This is a genomic window from Bacillus sp. 7_6_55CFAA_CT2, assembly GCF_000238655.1.
Lineage (GTDB): Bacteria > Bacillota > Bacilli > Bacillales > Bacillaceae_G > Bacillus_A > Bacillus_A cereus.
Genome location: NZ_JH414709.1, coordinates 65,882 through 82,221 on the forward strand (window position 1 = coordinate 65,882; position 16,340 = coordinate 82,221).

Below are 16,340 nucleotides of genomic sequence, written 5' to 3' on the forward strand. Positions count from 1 at the left end.
ATATATAAGTGTATTGCTATCTTTTTTATTTTTTTGTATGACAAATTATTTATTTCTTTTCGTTCTATCTGTCAAATTTATTTCCTGTTCACGTTTACCATATAACTGATTAATTTCATTTGCTACTGCATCTAAATATGAATCGGAAAAAATAGGCTTCTTTTCTTTAGACATAGGGGTCTCCTTTGCGGATTTTTTAGTATTCATTATGTATATTTCTCAGTGGATTATGCACAATCATTTTAATTTTTTTCTTATTAAAAATTTTTGTTTACTTTTTGAAAATAAAGGAGTATTATAATCCACAGTTTCAATTTTCTAAATCGCTGAAACCGCATGGTACGGGGGACCCGTTTTTACGGATTAGTACATAATCCGATGGGGTGAATCCTTAAAAAAGGTAGGGCTACTCATAGGCCCGAATCCGACAGCTAACCTCGTAAGCGTTATATTGAGAAGGAAGGTGGAGCTTGTGCGACAAAAAAAATAATGTCTACAAGTCTATTTCGCTATGGCTTGTAGACATTTTTTGTTTTCTGAGTAAATAGTTTACTGGCTGCAACAAGCAGAAAAGTTCGTACAAAATTATTGGAGAGTGGACAGCATTGGTTTCATCTATTAAAAGATTTTTAATTGGAAGACCGTTAAAATCAACGGAGCTTGGAGAACAAAAGCTTAATAAAACGAAAGCTTTAGCTATTTTATCTTCTGACGCATTGTCATCAGTTGCTTACGGTCCAGAGCAAATTTTAATTGCTTTAGCAGGTGTTGGAGCGATCGCTTATTGGTATTCCATTCCGATCGCTGTTGGGGTATTAGTATTATTGACAGCCCTTATTTTATCTTATCGTCAAATTATTTTTGCTTATCCGCATGGCGGGGGAGCGTATGTTGTATCAAAAGAAAATTTAGGGATGAATCCAGGCTTAATTGCTGGAGGATCTTTATTAGTTGACTATATTTTAACTGTTGCGGTAAGTGTGTCCGCTGGTACAGATGCAATTACGTCTGCGTTTCCTAGCTTACATGCACACAACGTAATTATTGCGGTTATATTTGTTATATTAATTACGATATTAAATTTAAGGGGAGTAACGGAATCAGCTTCCGTTTTAGCATATCCTGTTTATTTATTCGTTTTAGCACTATTTATATTAATTGGTGTGGGTATATATAATATTTTAACTGGTCATGTTTCACCCACTTTACATGCGCCAATTGGTACACCAGTTGCAGGGATTAGTTTATTTTTATTACTAAGAGCATTTGCATCAGGTAGTTCTGCTTTAACAGGTGTTGAAGCAATTTCAAATGCAATTCCGAACTTTAAAGATCCTGCGCCAAACAATGCTGCAAAAACATTGCTTGCAATGGGTGCATTACTTGCTGTGTTATTTTCAGGAATTGTATTTTTAGCTTATTATTACGGAGTGACTCCGAGTAAAGAAGTAACAGTTGTTTCTCAAATTGCTGAACAAACATTTGGACGTAATTTCATGTACTATTTCATACAAGGTACAACAGCTTTAATATTAATTCTTGCTGCTAATACAGGTTATTCTGCATTTCCTTTATTAGCGGTTAACCTTGCAAAAGATAAATTCATACCGAGAATGTTTACGATTAGAGGAGACCGCCTAGGTTACTCAAACGGTATTATTATACTTGGAGTTGCTTCGATTATTTTAATTGTAGCTTTCCAAGGACAAACAGAACATTTAATTCCACTATATGCAGTAGGTGTATTTATTCCATTTACACTTTCTCAAACAGGGATGGTATTAAAATGGCTTCGCGAAAAGCCTGAAGGATGGGCTTTAAGATTAACGGTTAATTTAATTGGTGCAGTTATTAGTTTTATCGTAATGAGCATGTTCTTTTTAACTAAATTTGCACAAGTTTGGTCGATTCTTATTTTCTTACCAGTTATTATCTTCTTATTCCATCGAATTAAGAAGCATTATGATGCAGTGGGTGATCAATTAAGTTTAAAAACTTGCGAGCCTCTTATTCCAATTGAGGGGAATGTAATTGTCGTTCCTGTAGCAGGTATGACGCATGTAGTAGAAAATTCATTGAACTATGCGAAATCGCTTTCGGCAGATCAAGTTATCGCAGTATATGTTGCTTTTGACAGAGAAGAGGAAAAGAAATTTGAGGAGAAATGGAAGAAGTGGCAACCTGAAGTAAGGCTTGTTACATTACATTCTCATTATAGAAGTATTATTCAGCCGCTAACGAAGTTTATCGATACAGTGCAATATAAGGCAAGTGAATCGAATTACCGTGTTACGGTCGTTATACCACAGTTCATTCCGAAAAAAGGTTGGCATAACATTCTTCATAATCAATCCAGTTTACTTATACGTGCGTATTTACTTTATAAAAGAAATGTTGTTATTACGACAGTTCCATATCATTTGAAAAAATAAGAAAATTTTTTAAGGATAGCTTCGCGAAAATGAAGCTATCCTTTTTGTGTATATGCTATGCATAATTGCATATGGGGTTAAAAACTATATTAATATAACTTCATTAGTTATTTGAAAGTAGTGTTTCCTGTTGTGATATATAGATATTTCAATCGATAAAGTGAATCGGATTATATTTTGAAATAAGGACATGAAAGCTTGAAAATAAAGGGAATGAAAATACTTCTTTACGATATATAAACAGCTGTGTTTAAATGACCTTACAGTACAAAACTTATATGAAAACAAAATGAAATTTCATATTTACGTATGTTGTTTAGTTTAAAATGAATAATATTTTTATGTAATATATTCACTGTGTGAATGTGGGAATTTCGATGAAATAGAAAATTTATACAATATTATTCATACTAAACACATATGAAAAATAATAAAATGTTTTGTGACGATAAGTAAGTACTGTAGCAATACGAGAGAGGTGGTTCATACATAGATCACGTTGAGAACGTTCTCTATTTTAACCATCTCAAATTATGGGCAAGAAAATAGAATAATAAAATGCGATAGTAATAGTTGCTAATACATAGGAGGAGTTAAAGTGAAAAAGACTTTAATTACAGGGTTATTGGTTACAGCGGTATCTACGAGTTGCTTCATTCCTGTAAGCGCTTACGCTAAGGAGGGGCAAACGGAAGTGAAAACAGTATATGCGCAAAATGTAATTGCTCCAAATACATTATCCAATTCAATTAGAATGTTAGGATCACAATCACCGCTTATTCAAGCATACGGATTAATTATTTTGCAACAGCCAGACATTAAGGTAAATGCGATGAGTAGCTTAACGAATCATCAAAAGTTTGCAAAGGCGAATGTACGAGAGTGGATTGATGAATATAATCCGAAGCTAATTGACTTAAATCAAGAGATGATGAGATACAGCACTAGATTCAATAGTTATTATAGTAAGCTCTATGAACTAGCAGGAAATGTAAATGAAGATCAGCAAGCAAAAACAGATTTTATGAGTGCATATGGAAAATTACAATTGCAAGTACAGAGCATCCAAGAGAGTATGGAGCAAGATTTATTAGAGTTAAATCGATTTAAAACAGTATTAGACAAAGATAGTAACAACTTATCAATTAAAGCCGATGAAGCAATAAAAACACTGCAAGGATCAAGTGGAGATATTGTGAAATTAAGAGAAGATATTAAAAGAATTCAAGGGGAAATTCAAGCTGAACTAACTGCTATTTTGAATAGACCTCAAGAAATCATTAAAGGTTCTATTAATATCGGTAAACAAGTATTTACAATCACAAATCAAACTGCACAAACGAAAACAATCGATTTTGTTTCTATCGGTACTTTAAGTAATGAAATTGTAAATGCTGCAGATAGTCAAACGAGAGAAGCAGCTCTTCGCATTCAGCAAAAGCAAAAAGAGTTATTGCCACTTATTCAAAAGTTATCACAAACTGAAGCAGAGGCGACTCAAATTACATTCGTTGAAGATCAAGTAAATAGCTTTACAGAATTAATTGATCGTCAAATTACAACTTTAGAAACGTTATTAATGGATTGGAAAGTTTTAAATAATAATATGATTCAAATTCAAACAAATGTTGAAGAAGGCACGTATACAGACAGTAGTTTACTTCAAAAACATTTTAATCAAATTAAAAAAGTAAGTGATGAAATGAATAAGCAAACAAATCAATTTGAAGATTACGTTACAAACGTTGAAGTACATTAAATAGAAAAATAATTAGCGATATAGGGAGAGAAGAAAAATGACAAAAAAACCTTATAAAGTAATGGCTCTATCAGCACTGATGGCAGTATTTGCAGCAGGAAATATTATGCCGGCTCATACGTATGCAGCTGAAAGTACAGTGAAACAAGCTCCAGTTCATGCGGTAGCAAAAGCTTATAATGACTATGAAGAATATTCATTAGGACCAGAAGGCTTGAAAGATGCAATGGAAAGAACAGGTTCAAATGCTTTAGTAATGGATCTGTATGCTTTAACAATTATTAAACAAGGTAATGTTAACTTTGGAAATGTATCGACTGTTGATGCAGCTTTAAAAGGAAAAGTGATTCAGCACCAAGATACAGCTAGAGGAAATGCGAAGCAATGGTTAGATGTATTAAAGCCACAGCTTATTTCAACGAATCAAAACATCATTAACTACAATACTAAATTCCAAAACTATTATGATACTTTAGTTGCTGCGGTAGATGCAAAAGATAAAGCGACTCTTACGAAAGGCCTAACTAGATTATCAAGTAGTATTAATGAAAATAAAGCGCAAGTGGATCAGTTAGTAGAAGACTTAAAGAAATTCCGAAATAAAATGACGTCGGATACGCAAAACTTCAAGGGTGATGCAAATCAAATTACATCTATATTAGCTAGTCAAGATGCAGGGATTCCCCTTCTGCAAAATCAAATTACAACGTACAATGAAGCAATTAGTAAATATAATGCAATTATTATCGGTTCATCTGTTGCGACAGCTCTAGGACCAATTGCAATTATTGGTGGTGCAGTAGTTATTGCTACGGGCGCAGGAACACCGCTAGGAGTCGCATTAATTGCAGGTGGTGCAGCAGCTGTAGGCGGTGGTACAGCTGGTATCGTATTAGCGAAGAAAGAACTTGACAATGCACAAGCTGAAATTCAAAAAATAACTGGACAAATTACAACTGCTCAATTAGAAGTAGCTGGGTTAACGAACATTAAAACACAAACTGAGTATTTAACAAATACGATTGATACTGCAATTACAGCGTTGCAAAACATTTCAAACCAATGGTATACAATGGGATCAAAATACAATTCTTTACTTCAAAATGTGGATTCAATTAGTCCAAACGATCTTGTTTTCATTAAAGAAGATTTAAACATTGCGAAAGATAGCTGGAAAAACATTAAAGACTATGCAGAAAAGATTTATGCTGAAGATATTAAAGTAGTAGACACGAAAAAAGCATAATTGAATACGAATCGTTAGAGCGTTAAGTGTTGATGAATGATTTGAAGCTCCTGTTCAGTTGTGAGCAGGAGCTTTTGATATCCTTATAAAGAGAATAGGTGAAAAATATGCAGAAACGATTTTATAAAAAATGTCTTTTAGCGGTAATGATTGCTGGGGTGGCAACGAGTAACGCATTTCCTTTACATCCTTTTGCAGCAGAACAAAATGTAAAGGTGCTACAAGAAAATGTGAAAAACTATTCTCTTGGACCAGCAGGATTCCAAGATGTAATGGCACAAACGACATCAAGCATATTTGCAATGGATTCATATGCAAAATTAATTCAAAATCAACAAGAGACGGATTTAAGTAAAATAAGTTCGATTAATAGTGAATTTAAAGGGAATATGATTCAGCATCAAAGAGATGCAAAAATTAATGCAGCATATTGGTTAAATAATATGAAGCCTCAAATTATGAAAACAGATCAAAATATTATAAATTACAATAATACTTTTCAATCGTATTATAATGACATGTTAATAGCGATTGATCAAAAGGATAGTGGAAAATTAAAAGCGGATTTAGAAAAGTTGTATGCGGATATTGTAAAGAATCAAAATGAGGTAGATGGATTATTAGGAAATTTGAAAGCTTTTCGCGATAGAATGGCGAAAGATACAAATAGTTTCAAAGAGGATACAAATCAGTTAACAGCGATATTGGCAAGTACGAATGCTGGTATTCCAGCTCTAGAGCAACAAATAAATACATATAACGATTCGATTAAAAAGAGTAATGATATGGTCATTGCTGGTGGCGTACTTTGCGTAGCTCTAATAACATGTCTTGCTGGCGGGCCGATGATTGCGGTTGCGAAAAAAGATATCGCAAATGCAGAAAGAGAAATCGCCAATTTAAAAGATAGAATTTCAGGAGCACAAGCAGAAGTCGTAATTTTGACTGATGTAAAAAATAAAACAACAAACATGACAGAAACAATTGATGCAGCAATTACAGCACTACAAAACATATCAAATCAATGGTATACAGTAGGTGCAAAGTATAATAATTTATTACAAAACGTAAAAGGAATTAGTCCGGAAGAGTTTACGTTTATAAAAGAAGATTTACATACAGCGAAAGATAGCTGGAAAGATGTAAAGGATTATACAGAAAAATTACATGAAGGTGTGGCAAAGTAAACAGTGGACTAGTTCTGCTGTTTATTTTTCATCCTGTTTTTTGTGAGAGTTGAGCTTGCAATTATATATAAGTTTGTCATGTGTTTTATCAATGTGGCTATTGGGTAATAGTTAATCAAATTGATACGAATAACCTAAATAAATTTCTGATCAAGTCTTTTATATGTAATGTTTTAATGAAAAAAGCTATACTGTAAGCAAAACTAAAAATTGGAGAGGAAATACTACAACATGGAAAATTATCTATTATTTATCCTTACAGCAATGTTAATCATAATCATGCCTGGTCCTGGTTTTGCACTAGTTACAAAAAATACTATCTCGCATGGTAAAAATGGCGGGATAAAGACTGTTTTAGGAACGATATCTGGAATGATGATTCATACAATAATGGCTACGTTAGGACTTTCTGCTATCTTAATGAAATTTGCTATGTTATTTACATTTATAAAATATGCTGGGGCTGTTTATTTAATTTATTTAGCTGTAAAGTCAATTAAAAGTGCCTTACATAAAAAAGAAGATATGTCAGGTTCAGCAGAAATGGACTCTAAGGATATTGGGGCAATTAAAAGCTTTAGACAAGGATTTACTACGGCAATTTTAAATCCAAAAACCGCTGTATTTTTCCTTAGTTTTTTACCCCAATTTATTGTGAGTAATCAAAATCATTTCCTCCAATTTCTTTTATTAGGAGTCACATTTACGACTTTGACAGCAATATGGTATTTACTTTACATCTCACTCATACGTCAATTAAGAACTTTTTTAAGAAAAGAAAGAGTGAACCGTACAATAGAGGGTATTACAGGCGCCGTATTATTAGTATTTGGAGTTAGATTGTTTTTCCAAAAATAAATATGTAGATAAAACGAGAAATAAAAAAGTTGATTATTTCTCGTTTTATTCTTTAAAATCTGCAACAGAATCAGGATTTCCCCTCAAAGTATAAATTCCAAGAGGAACCGTTTTTTTATTTACTTATATACGTACAGCTGTACCACTGACAGCAACCATTAACATTCCATCACGAACAACTTCGTAATCTACGTCAATACCAACGATAGCGTTCGCACCTTTTTCTTTTGCAAGTTCTTTCATTTCGCCCATTGCAATATCACGAGCGTCTTTTAGTTTACTTTCGTAAGCACCAACACGGCCACCGACAACATCACGAACGGAAGCGAATACATCGCGGACAATATTTGCGCCCATAATAGCTTCACCATTTACAATATCAATATACTCAATAATCTCTTTACCTTGAATTCCAGAAGTTGTTGTTACAATCATGACTGACACTCTCCTAATATTTTATAATTTTTGATTAGCTTTCTTATGTCATAGAAAAAGTAGTTCTGGTGCCAAAAATGCTTGATAGAAACATAGAATATTTTTGGCATCAGAAACAAGTCTAGTTTCTTACAGAATGAAAGCAAGGCAATTGTTTAACATATGTATCGCTATAACATATGCAATGGATCTTTTAGAAATAAGATAAGCCGCAGTAAGTATCAACGATCCAGGTAAATAAATAGCAATATCTGAAAGTTGGTTCGTATGAAGAAGTGTAAAAATCATAATCGAAATGATAGATGCAATAGCAGTACCAATATGGTAAGAAAAACGATTTATTAATATGTGGCGAAACACAATTTCTTCAAGTGTTGGACCCAGAATACCAAATACAAGCAATGTAAATACAAGAGGTACCTCTGCACCCGTTTCAAGGAGCTGCTCTTGGTTCTCTGGTTGACCAGTTGCTAGAAAATGCATAACACATTGTTCCACAATTAACGTAAATAAAACTACCATAGGAATACTTACTATTTTCAAAATTGTCTTCTCTTTAAAATAAGTAAAACTTTCAATAATTTCTTTCCTAAAGCAAATGATTCCTACAATAGCAGGTACAGTAAAACCGATGGCACTAAGAACAAATTCTGATTCAACTAAATTGACATTAGCTAAAAGTGATATGCCAAATAATATGTACAAGCCAATTTGAAATGGTACAAACAGTGTAAAGATTATTAGCATAATGATTTCTTTTTTATTCATTTTTATAAAGTTCACTGTATTGCCCCCATAATTAAATTACCTATAATTTTTGATTTTTCTTTCTGCATAACGCTCTCCTTCTAAATATATTTATATAAGATTATAAACCGGACGGTTCGGTCCGAATCGAAATCTAATGATACTACAAGTTTCTAGTTTTTTAAACCCTTTTTATAAAGTATTAACAAAATCAAAATGGAAAAAAGCAAATATATTTATATTTTGGTTGCTTTGTTACAATTTAATTCCAGTAATCATTAATGGTTAATCTTTTATAGAATGAAGTGAAAGTGGGAGTAGTTCAAACACTTTAGCTAAACATATTGATAAAAATTATATATAATAATCATATGTCTATACATTAAAATTAACTATATATTTTTACACCTCTACGATTTTAGATAAAATTAGTTGTATAATATGACTGAATTAAACAATTGGTCATGTTGTTTTAACGGAAAATTCACTTAATTTATGTAGGTAATACAATTTGATTAACTTCTTTTCAAACTGTATTCTTTGAGGTTTCCATAAGATAGGGATTGATAAGATATTTCTGTTCCAAACTTATTTATACTTACAAAAAAATTAAGAAAATAGAGGGTAAACATTACCTAGAATATTAGGATCGTTTTCATTAGGAGGATTACAAAGCATGACTAAAGTTGATAAGGTTAAAGAAAAAATTATTGAAACATCTTTATATTTATTTAATACTAATGGGATAACTCGCACATCCATTCAGGATATAATGACAGCTACTGAACTACCTAAAGGATCTATTTATCGTAGATTCAAAAGTAAAGAAGAAATTGTCCTTGCTGCCTACGACAAAAGTGGTGAGATTATGTGGAGTCATTTTCATAAAGCAATGGAAAATAAAAAGACAGCAATTGATAAAATCCTTGCAATTTTCCTTGTATATCAAGATGCAGCTAATAATCCTCCTATTGCTGGAGGCTGTCCATTACTTAATAGTGCCATTGAAAGTACTGGAGTATTTCCAGAATTACAAAAAGCAGCAGCAAAAGGTTATGATGATACAGTAATGTTAATGGCTTCTCTCATAAAAGAAGGAATAGAGAAACAAGAATTTAAAGAAGATATAGAGGTTATAGCACTCGCTTCCTTTCTTGCCTCTGCAATGGAGGGGGCTATTATGGCAAGTCGAGTATCTAACGATAATATACACCATCATTATTTTATTGAACAAATAAAACATCATCTTTTCACTTATTCTAAATAAGTGAGAACTTGCATTGTTTCCATCCAATTTTTATAAAATTAAATTGAGTAAATACCCCTTATAAATAGTAACTTCTGTTTATAAGGGGTATTTGAATAGTTTTTAGATGATGTTTCATGTTTCTTATTGAACGGCTTTGTTATCGTTACTACAGAAAAAATGTGAATTAAATGTTAATTGATTTACATGTTTCAAGCGTATCTATATTGAGTTTGTAAATCTACACAATAAGTTTTCATTATATATTAAGTGTAGTAGAAGTTCAGATAGATAAAATTCGGTAGTCGAATTTTTTTGCATAAAGCTGTATAATGCTTGTAACGAAAGGGAAATACAGGAAGGGATTTGTAATGAGTTACTATGGAAAAAGATAAACAACAATTAAGCGTTGAAGTTGCAAGATTATATTATCAATCAGATTATAGTCAGCAAGAAATTGCTAACAAATTAAATATTTCAAGACCAACAATTTCTAGATTGTTAAAGTACGCGAAAGAAAAAGGGTTTGTTCAAATTAGTATCGCTGATCCATTTGCGGATTTAGATAACGTCGGGAATTTACTGAAAGAAAAGTATAACTTATTAGAGGCACATGTTGTATTTTCTCCAGTTCCGGAATATGCAACGATTACAGAGTATATTAGCAAATATGCAGCTGAGTATATGGAAAAGACGGTTAAAAACGGTGATATTGTTGGTGTAAGCTGGGGAATGACGATGTATGAAATCGCTAGAAAAATCGTACCGCAACATGTAAAAGGGGTAGAGGTTGTTCAGTTAAAAGGTGGTATTAGTCATTCGAGTGTAAATACATATGCGAATGAAACAATCGCTTTATTTGCAGATGCTTTTCAAACGACGCCAAGAAATCTCCCCCTTCCAGTTATATTTGATAATGCAGTGACAAAAGAATTAGTAGAGCAGGATCGACATATTCATCACATTATCGAAATGGGGAAACAAGCGAATATTGCAATTTTCACTGTAGGAACAGTGCGAGACGAAGCGCTATTATTCCGATTAGGTTATTTCGATAAGGATGAAACGAGTTTACTCAAAAAACAATCGGTCGGTGACATTTGTTCACGATTCTTTGATGGGGACGGAAATATTAGTAGTGAAGAAATTAATAAGCGGACCATTGGAATTGAGTTAGAAGAACTGAAATTAAAGAAACGCTCTATTTTAGTTGCAGGTGGTAATAGAAAAATCAAAGCAATTGATGGTGCGTTACGTGGCGGGTATGCAAATGTATTAATTATCGATCAGCATACAGCAAAAGAATTGTTACATTATCAAAAAGATTAGAAATAAAAGGCGTTCTCAAGATGTTAATTTTGAGAACGCCTTTTATTTTGTTATGTATGAATGATAGGAGTTTTTTTGAACACAAATTGCCTTTTTAAAAATAATTATGGATATGGAGATACATACTACCATTGTTAACATAAAAATTTTGATTATATATTTGAAATGTTCTTTGTTAGAATGCGCTTTATTTACTACAAGAAAATTCCTTTTAAAAAAGAATGAACAAAATTTCAAAAGTGTATTTACATTTGTTCAACTAAGAGTTAGAATGAAGTTGTTAAAAGATATGAGGAGTGAAGATAATGAACATTGCAAAGTTAATTGACCATACAATTTTAAAAGCTAATACTACTAAAGAAGATGTTATGAAAGTAATCGAAGAAGCAAAGGAATATAAATTCGCTTCTGTTTGTATTAACCCAACATGGGTAAAATTAGCGGCTGATGAACTAGCTGGACATGATGTAGACGTTTGTACTGTAATCGGTTTCCCATTAGGAGCAAGCACGACTGAAACAAAAGCATTTGAAACAAAAGATGCTATTGCAAAAGGTGCAACTGAAGTTGATATGGTAATCAACGTAGGCGCTTTAAAAGATGGTGACAACGAACTTGTTGAAAAAGACATTTATGAAGTAGTACAAGCAGCAAAAGGAAAAGCTCTTGTAAAAGTAATCATTGAAACTTGCCTATTAACAGATGAAGAGAAAGTACGCGCTTGTGAATTATCAGTAAAAGCTGGTGCTGACTTCGTAAAAACTTCAACTGGATTCTCAACTGGCGGAGCAACTGCTGAAGATATCGCATTAATGCGTAAAACAGTAGGACCAAACGTTGGTGTAAAAGCATCTGGCGGTGTTCGTACACGTGAAGATGCAGACAAAATGGTAGCTGCTGGAGCTTCTCGCGTTGGAGCAAGTGCTAGTGTTGCAATCGTATTAAATGATGCAAAAGGTGCTACAGATAACTACTAATCATTAATGAAGTGAAGAGCAATAGATACACAAAGTAAAGTGTATCTATTGCTTTAATAATTGAAAAAAATGTAAGCGGATACGAATGGGAGGAGACGGCTTATGAAATACTTAATTGGTATTTTTGGCCTCGTATTGATTTTAGGTATCGCTTGGCTTGCTAGTAATAATAGAAAGAAAGTCAAATATCGCCCAATCATAACGATGGTTATATTACAATTTATTTTGGGGTTTTTATTATTAAATACAAGTGTAGGGAATATATTAATTAGCGGAATAGCAGATGGTTTTGGAGAGTTATTAAAATATGCCGCTGATGGTGTGAATTTCGTATTTGGTGGATTAGTAAATCAAAAAGAGTTTTCGTTCTTTTTAAGTGTATTAATGCCAATCGTATTTATATCAGCTTTAATAGGTATTTTGCAACACATTAAAGTATTACCTATTATTGTGAAATCTATCGGTCTAGCATTAAGTAAAGTAAATGGAATGGGGAAACTAGAATCATATAATGCAGTTGCTTCTGCGATTTTAGGACAATCTGAAGTGTTTATTTCAGTTAAGAAACAATTAGGGTTATTGCCAGAGAAAAGAATGTATACATTATGTGCATCTGCAATGTCTACCGTTTCAATGTCTATCGTCGGATCATATATGGTGTTATTAAAACCGCAATATGTTGTAACCGCTTTAGTGCTTAACTTATTCGGTGGCTTCATCATTGCTTCTATCATTAACCCGTATGAAGTTACTGAGGAAGAAGATATGTTAGAAGTACAAGAAGAAGAGAAAAAGACTTTCTTTGAAGTATTAGGGGAATACATTATTGATGGATTTAAAGTTGCGATTACAGTAGCAGCTATGTTAGTCGGTTTCGTTGCTCTTATCGCATTCATTAATGCAGTATTTAAAGGTGTAATCGGTATTTCATTCCAAGAAATTCTTGGTTATGTATTTGCACCATTTGCATTTATTATGGGTGTACCTTGGCATGAAGCAGTTAATGCCGGAAATATTATGGCAACAAAATTAGTATCGAATGAATTTGTCGCTATGACAGATTTAGCACAAGGAAACTTTAATTTCTCAGATAGAACGACAGCGATTATATCTGTATTCTTAGTTTCATTTGCAAACTTCTCTTCAATTGGGATTATTGCAGGGGCGGTTAAGAGCTTAAATGAAAAGCAAGGGAATGTAGTCGCAAGATTTGGTTTGAAATTACTATTCGGTGCAACATTAGTAAGTTTCTTATCAGCAACAATCGTTGGCTTATTATTTTAATAGATTCGTATCATATAAAAAGGAATGGTGATTGTAATGAGAATGGTAGATATTATTGCAAAAAAACGTGACGGCAAAGAATTAACGACTGAAGAAATCAAATTCTTTATTAATGGATATACAGACGGAAGTATTCCTGATTATCAAGTGAGTGCGCTTGCAATGGCAATCTTCTTTAAAGATATGACAGATCGCGAACGTGCAGATTTAACGATGGCGATGGTTGAGTCTGGTGAAACGATCGACTTGTCAGCAATTGAAGGAATTAAAGTAGATAAACATTCAACTGGCGGTGTTGGTGATACGACAACATTAGTATTAGGACCATTAGTAGCTGCTTTAGATGTACCAGTAGCAAAAATGTCTGGTCGTGGTTTAGGACATACAGGCGGAACAATTGATAAATTAGAAGCGGTAGAAGGATTCCACGTTGAAATTACGAAAGAGCAGTTCATTGATATTGTAAACCGTGACAAAGTAGCTGTTATTGGACAAACAGGAAACTTAACACCTGCAGATAAAAAGATTTATGCATTACGCGATGTAACAGGAACGGTTAACTCAATTCCTCTCATTGCAAGTTCAATTATGAGTAAAAAAATTGCAGCAGGTGCTGACGCAATCGTACTTGATGTAAAAACAGGTGCTGGTGCATTTATGAAAACAGAAGAAGATGCAAAAGAATTAGCACATGCAATGGTACGTATCGGAAATAATGTAGGACGTCAAACTATGGCTGTTATTTCAGACATGTCACAACCGCTTGGTTTTGCGATTGGTAACGCTCTAGAAGTAAAAGAAGCGATTGATACGTTAAAAGGTGAAGGTCCAGAAGATTTAACAGAATTAGTACTTGTATTAGGTAGCCAAATGGTCGTACTTGCGAAAAAAGCAAATACGTTAGAAGAAGCTCGTGAAATGCTAATTGAAGTGATGAAAAACGGAAAAGCAACTGAGAAGTTTAAAGAGTTCTTAAGCAATCAAGGCGGAGATAGCTCAATTGTAGACAATCCAGAAAAAATGCCACAGGCGAAGTATGTAATTGATGTACCTGCAAAAACTTCAGGTGTTATTTCTAACATTGTTGCAGATGAGATTGGTATTGCAGCTATGTTACTTGGTGCAGGTCGTGCAACGAAGGAAGATGAAATCGATTTAGCAGTAGGATTAATGTTACGTAAAAAAGTTGGCGATGCAGTAAAAGAAGGCGAGCCATTCGTAACAATCTACGCAAATCGTGAAAATGTAGAAGATGTAAAAGCAAAAATTTATGAGAACATCTCTATCGCTGAAACAGCAGTGGCTCCTAAATTAGTTCATACAGTTATTACTGACTAATCATCATTTCGTTTACTTTGAGGGGGAAATAATATGGGTAAGAAAAAATATATTGAAGAAGCAAACAAGATGTTATCGAAAGCGTATATTCCGTATTCTAAATTTCCTGTTGGCGCAGCGTTAGTTACGAAAGAAGGGAAAATCTATACTGGTTGTAATATAGAAAATGCTTCTTACGGTTTATGTAACTGTGCAGAAAGAACAGCAATATTTAAAGCAGTATCAGAAGGTGAGCGCGATTTTAGTTACTTAGTTATTACAGGAGAAACTGATGGACCGATTTCACCATGTGGTGCGTGTAGACAAGTAATTGCTGAATTCTGTGATCCGAAAATGCCTGTATTATTAACGAATGTAAAAGGTGATGAAAAAGAAGTGACTGTTGAGCAGTTACTGCCAGGTGCTTTCTCAATAGAAGATTTAAAATAAATTGAAAAGCCATTCTACAATTATTATTTGTGGAATGGCTTTTTTATTTTCAAAAATTGAATGTAATATTTTGTTCATACTCCGTTCATAAACTTTGCTTAAAATAATTGCAGCGAATATAGAAAGTTTACAACAGGAGGAATAGAATGAAGAAATTATATAATGCGGCATTTATTTACTTAATTATTGGTTTATTATCAGGTGTATTTGCAAGAGAGTATTCGAAAGCACAAGGAATTAAAGGATCCACAATGTTGCAATTAGTGCATACACATGTATTAGTGCTCGGTTTTGTATTCTTTTTAATTGCTTTAGCCTTATGTAAAGTGTTTCATGTACAAGAAACAAAGAGCTTTTGTGCATGGTTTGTTGTTTATAATGTAGGAGTAATCTTTACTATTGCTACAATGCTATGGAGAGGTCTTCTACAAGTAAATGGAACTGACTTTTATGGTTTAAGCCATATGGCTGGATTAGGTCATGTTATTATAAGTGTCGGGCTCGTTTGGTTTATGATTTTGCTCAAAAAGTCTTTTAAGTAGATAGGAGTGGGAAGAGTATGATAGCACTTTTATCAAGTATTTTAGCGGTTTGTATGGCTGTTGGTGTCATGTTTCTGCGCTTTAAAGCAGCGAAAAAACCGGTAACGAAAAAGAAAATTATATTGCCGCCAATTTTTATGAGTACAGGCGCAACGATGTACTTTTTACCAGAGTTTCGATTAACATCGTTAGAAATAGTTGAGGCAATTAGTATAGGGCTTATCTTTTCTATTTTTCTTATTAAAACAACTAAGTTCGAAATAAAAGGCGAACATATATTTATGAAACCGTCAAAAGCATTCATATTTATTTTAGTAGGCTTATTAGCTGTACGCGTGGCATTAAAGTCATATTTAAGCCAATCAATTGATTTGGCAGAGTTAAGCGGTATGTTTTTCTTACTTGCATTTGCGATGATTGTGTCGTGGAGAATTGCGATGTATCGCTCGTTTACTAAATTAAAAAAGACAATAAAAAGAGCTGGAATTTCTATATAGGAAATCCAGCTCTTTTTATGTTTTATTAGAATTC

Annotated in this window: 16 protein-coding genes and 1 riboswitch; of the genes, 13 read left to right on the forward strand and 3 right to left on the reverse strand. The window is 33.2% G+C overall.

All coding sequences use genetic code 11. From position 1 onward, the window contains the following. Nucleotides 1-45: 45 nt before the first annotated feature. Nucleotides 46-174 (reverse strand): hypothetical protein, encoded by a 129-nt coding sequence (locus HMPREF1014_RS32065; RefSeq protein ID WP_000031873.1) that lies wholly within the window; start codon nucleotides 172-174, stop codon nucleotides 46-48. Between the two features lie 140 nt (nucleotides 175-314). After that, nucleotides 315-461: riboswitch (cyclic di-AMP (ydaO/yuaA leader) on the forward strand. 144 nt (nucleotides 462-605) lie between these two features. On the opposite strand from HMPREF1014_RS32065, the gene HMPREF1014_RS09475 reads away from it, so the two are divergent. The 5 genes from HMPREF1014_RS09475 (at nucleotide 606) to HMPREF1014_RS09495 (ending at nucleotide 7,482) form a co-directional block, all read left to right on the forward strand. Continuing rightward, on the forward strand, nucleotides 606-2,432 hold the full coding sequence (locus tag HMPREF1014_RS09475) for an APC family permease (protein WP_000254887.1): 1,827 nt from the start codon (nucleotides 606-608) through the stop codon (nucleotides 2,430-2,432). Nucleotides 2,433-3,030: 598 nt separating this feature from the next. Continuing rightward, nucleotides 3,031-4,191: a non-hemolytic enterotoxin NHE subunit A gene (gene nheA / locus HMPREF1014_RS09480; protein ID WP_000751830.1), complete on the forward strand. Its 1,161-nt coding sequence runs from the start codon at nucleotides 3,031-3,033 to the stop codon at nucleotides 4,189-4,191. Nucleotides 4,192-4,228: 37 nt separating this feature from the next. Next, complete coding sequence (nheB, locus tag HMPREF1014_RS09485) at nucleotides 4,229-5,437, forward strand: non-hemolytic enterotoxin NHE subunit B (RefSeq protein WP_000162975.1); 1,209 nt, start codon at nucleotides 4,229-4,231, stop codon at nucleotides 5,435-5,437. A 107-nt stretch (nucleotides 5,438-5,544) separates the two neighbouring features. After that, nucleotides 5,545-6,624: a non-hemolytic enterotoxin NHE subunit C gene (gene nheC / locus HMPREF1014_RS09490; RefSeq protein ID WP_001171982.1), complete on the forward strand. Its 1,080-nt coding sequence runs from the start codon at nucleotides 5,545-5,547 to the stop codon at nucleotides 6,622-6,624. Nucleotides 6,625-6,855: 231 nt separating this feature from the next. After that, the gene (locus HMPREF1014_RS09495) at nucleotides 6,856-7,482 is read left to right on the forward strand and encodes a LysE family translocator (protein WP_000432987.1); all 627 of its coding nucleotides are present in this window, start codon (nucleotides 6,856-6,858) and stop codon (nucleotides 7,480-7,482) included. Nucleotides 7,483-7,605: 123 nt separating this feature from the next. On the opposite strand, the gene HMPREF1014_RS09500 is transcribed toward HMPREF1014_RS09495, so the two are convergent. Together HMPREF1014_RS09500 and HMPREF1014_RS09505 are read right to left on the reverse strand one after the other, a co-directional pair. Then, nucleotides 7,606-7,917 (reverse strand): heavy metal-binding domain-containing protein, encoded by a 312-nt coding sequence (locus HMPREF1014_RS09500; RefSeq protein WP_000637518.1) that lies wholly within the window; start codon nucleotides 7,915-7,917, stop codon nucleotides 7,606-7,608. A 129-nt stretch (nucleotides 7,918-8,046) separates the two neighbouring features. Then, on the reverse strand, nucleotides 8,047-8,700 hold the full coding sequence (locus HMPREF1014_RS09505; protein ID WP_001009296.1) for a CPBP family intramembrane glutamic endopeptidase: 654 nt from the start codon (nucleotides 8,698-8,700) through the stop codon (nucleotides 8,047-8,049). 640 nt (nucleotides 8,701-9,340) lie between these two features. On the opposite strand from HMPREF1014_RS09505, the gene HMPREF1014_RS09510 reads away from it, so the two are divergent. The 8 genes from HMPREF1014_RS09510 (at nucleotide 9,341) to HMPREF1014_RS09545 (ending at nucleotide 16,306) form a co-directional block, all read left to right on the forward strand. Next, nucleotides 9,341-9,931 carry a TetR/AcrR family transcriptional regulator gene (locus tag HMPREF1014_RS09510; protein ID WP_000169646.1) on the forward strand — a complete coding sequence of 197 codons (591 nt, stop codon included), beginning with the start codon at nucleotides 9,341-9,343 and terminating at the stop codon, nucleotides 9,929-9,931. A gap of 360 nt (nucleotides 9,932-10,291) precedes the next feature. After that, the gene (gene deoR, locus HMPREF1014_RS09515) at nucleotides 10,292-11,239 is read left to right on the forward strand and encodes a DNA-binding transcriptional repressor DeoR (RefSeq protein WP_000409782.1); all 948 of its coding nucleotides are present in this window, start codon (nucleotides 10,292-10,294) and stop codon (nucleotides 11,237-11,239) included. Nucleotides 11,240-11,544: 305 nt separating this feature from the next. Then, entirely contained in the window at nucleotides 11,545-12,216 is a 672-nt protein-coding gene (gene deoC, locus HMPREF1014_RS09520; RefSeq protein WP_001017441.1) for a deoxyribose-phosphate aldolase, read from the forward strand. A gap of 102 nt (nucleotides 12,217-12,318) precedes the next feature. Next, nucleotides 12,319-13,500, forward strand: a complete 1,182-nt coding sequence (locus HMPREF1014_RS09525; protein ID WP_000876173.1) for a NupC/NupG family nucleoside CNT transporter — start codon at nucleotides 12,319-12,321, stop codon at nucleotides 13,498-13,500. A gap of 36 nt (nucleotides 13,501-13,536) precedes the next feature. After that, the gene (locus tag HMPREF1014_RS09530) at nucleotides 13,537-14,838 is read left to right on the forward strand and encodes a pyrimidine-nucleoside phosphorylase (RefSeq protein ID WP_001983022.1); all 1,302 of its coding nucleotides are present in this window, start codon (nucleotides 13,537-13,539) and stop codon (nucleotides 14,836-14,838) included. A 33-nt stretch (nucleotides 14,839-14,871) separates the two neighbouring features. Further along, entirely contained in the window at nucleotides 14,872-15,267 is a 396-nt protein-coding gene (locus tag HMPREF1014_RS09535) for a cytidine deaminase (protein ID WP_000516778.1), read from the forward strand. A 146-nt stretch (nucleotides 15,268-15,413) separates the two neighbouring features. Beyond that, nucleotides 15,414-15,809 (forward strand): DUF2871 domain-containing protein, encoded by a 396-nt coding sequence (locus tag HMPREF1014_RS09540; protein WP_000737863.1) that lies wholly within the window; start codon nucleotides 15,414-15,416, stop codon nucleotides 15,807-15,809. A gap of 17 nt (nucleotides 15,810-15,826) precedes the next feature. Continuing rightward, the gene (locus tag HMPREF1014_RS09545) at nucleotides 15,827-16,306 is read left to right on the forward strand and encodes a CcdC family protein (protein ID WP_000561046.1); all 480 of its coding nucleotides are present in this window, start codon (nucleotides 15,827-15,829) and stop codon (nucleotides 16,304-16,306) included. Nucleotides 16,307-16,340: the final 34 nt, after the last annotated feature.

Coding starts and splice junctions, on each gene's coding strand:
- HMPREF1014_RS09545 (WP_000561046.1), top strand. CDS start 15,827: ATGATAGCACTTTTATCAAGTATTTTAGCGGTTTGTATGGCTGTTGGT.
- HMPREF1014_RS09510 (WP_000169646.1), top strand. CDS start 9,341: ATGACTAAAGTTGATAAGGTTAAAGAAAAAATTATTGAAACATCTTTA.
- deoR (WP_000409782.1), top strand. CDS start 10,292: ATGGAAAAAGATAAACAACAATTAAGCGTTGAAGTTGCAAGATTATAT.
- HMPREF1014_RS09540 (WP_000737863.1), top strand. CDS start 15,414: ATGAAGAAATTATATAATGCGGCATTTATTTACTTAATTATTGGTTTA.
- deoC (WP_001017441.1), top strand. CDS start 11,545: ATGAACATTGCAAAGTTAATTGACCATACAATTTTAAAAGCTAATACT.
- HMPREF1014_RS09535 (WP_000516778.1), top strand. CDS start 14,872: ATGGGTAAGAAAAAATATATTGAAGAAGCAAACAAGATGTTATCGAAA.
- HMPREF1014_RS09495 (WP_000432987.1), top strand. CDS start 6,856: ATGGAAAATTATCTATTATTTATCCTTACAGCAATGTTAATCATAATC.
- HMPREF1014_RS09500 (WP_000637518.1), bottom strand. CDS start 7,917: ATGATTGTAACAACAACTTCTGGAATTCAAGGTAAAGAGATTATTGAG.
- HMPREF1014_RS09525 (WP_000876173.1), top strand. CDS start 12,319: ATGAAATACTTAATTGGTATTTTTGGCCTCGTATTGATTTTAGGTATC.
- nheB (WP_000162975.1), top strand. CDS start 4,229: ATGACAAAAAAACCTTATAAAGTAATGGCTCTATCAGCACTGATGGCA.
- nheC (WP_001171982.1), top strand. CDS start 5,545: ATGCAGAAACGATTTTATAAAAAATGTCTTTTAGCGGTAATGATTGCT.
- HMPREF1014_RS32065 (WP_000031873.1), bottom strand. CDS start 174: ATGTCTAAAGAAAAGAAGCCTATTTTTTCCGATTCATATTTAGATGCA.
- HMPREF1014_RS09530 (WP_001983022.1), top strand. CDS start 13,537: ATGAGAATGGTAGATATTATTGCAAAAAAACGTGACGGCAAAGAATTA.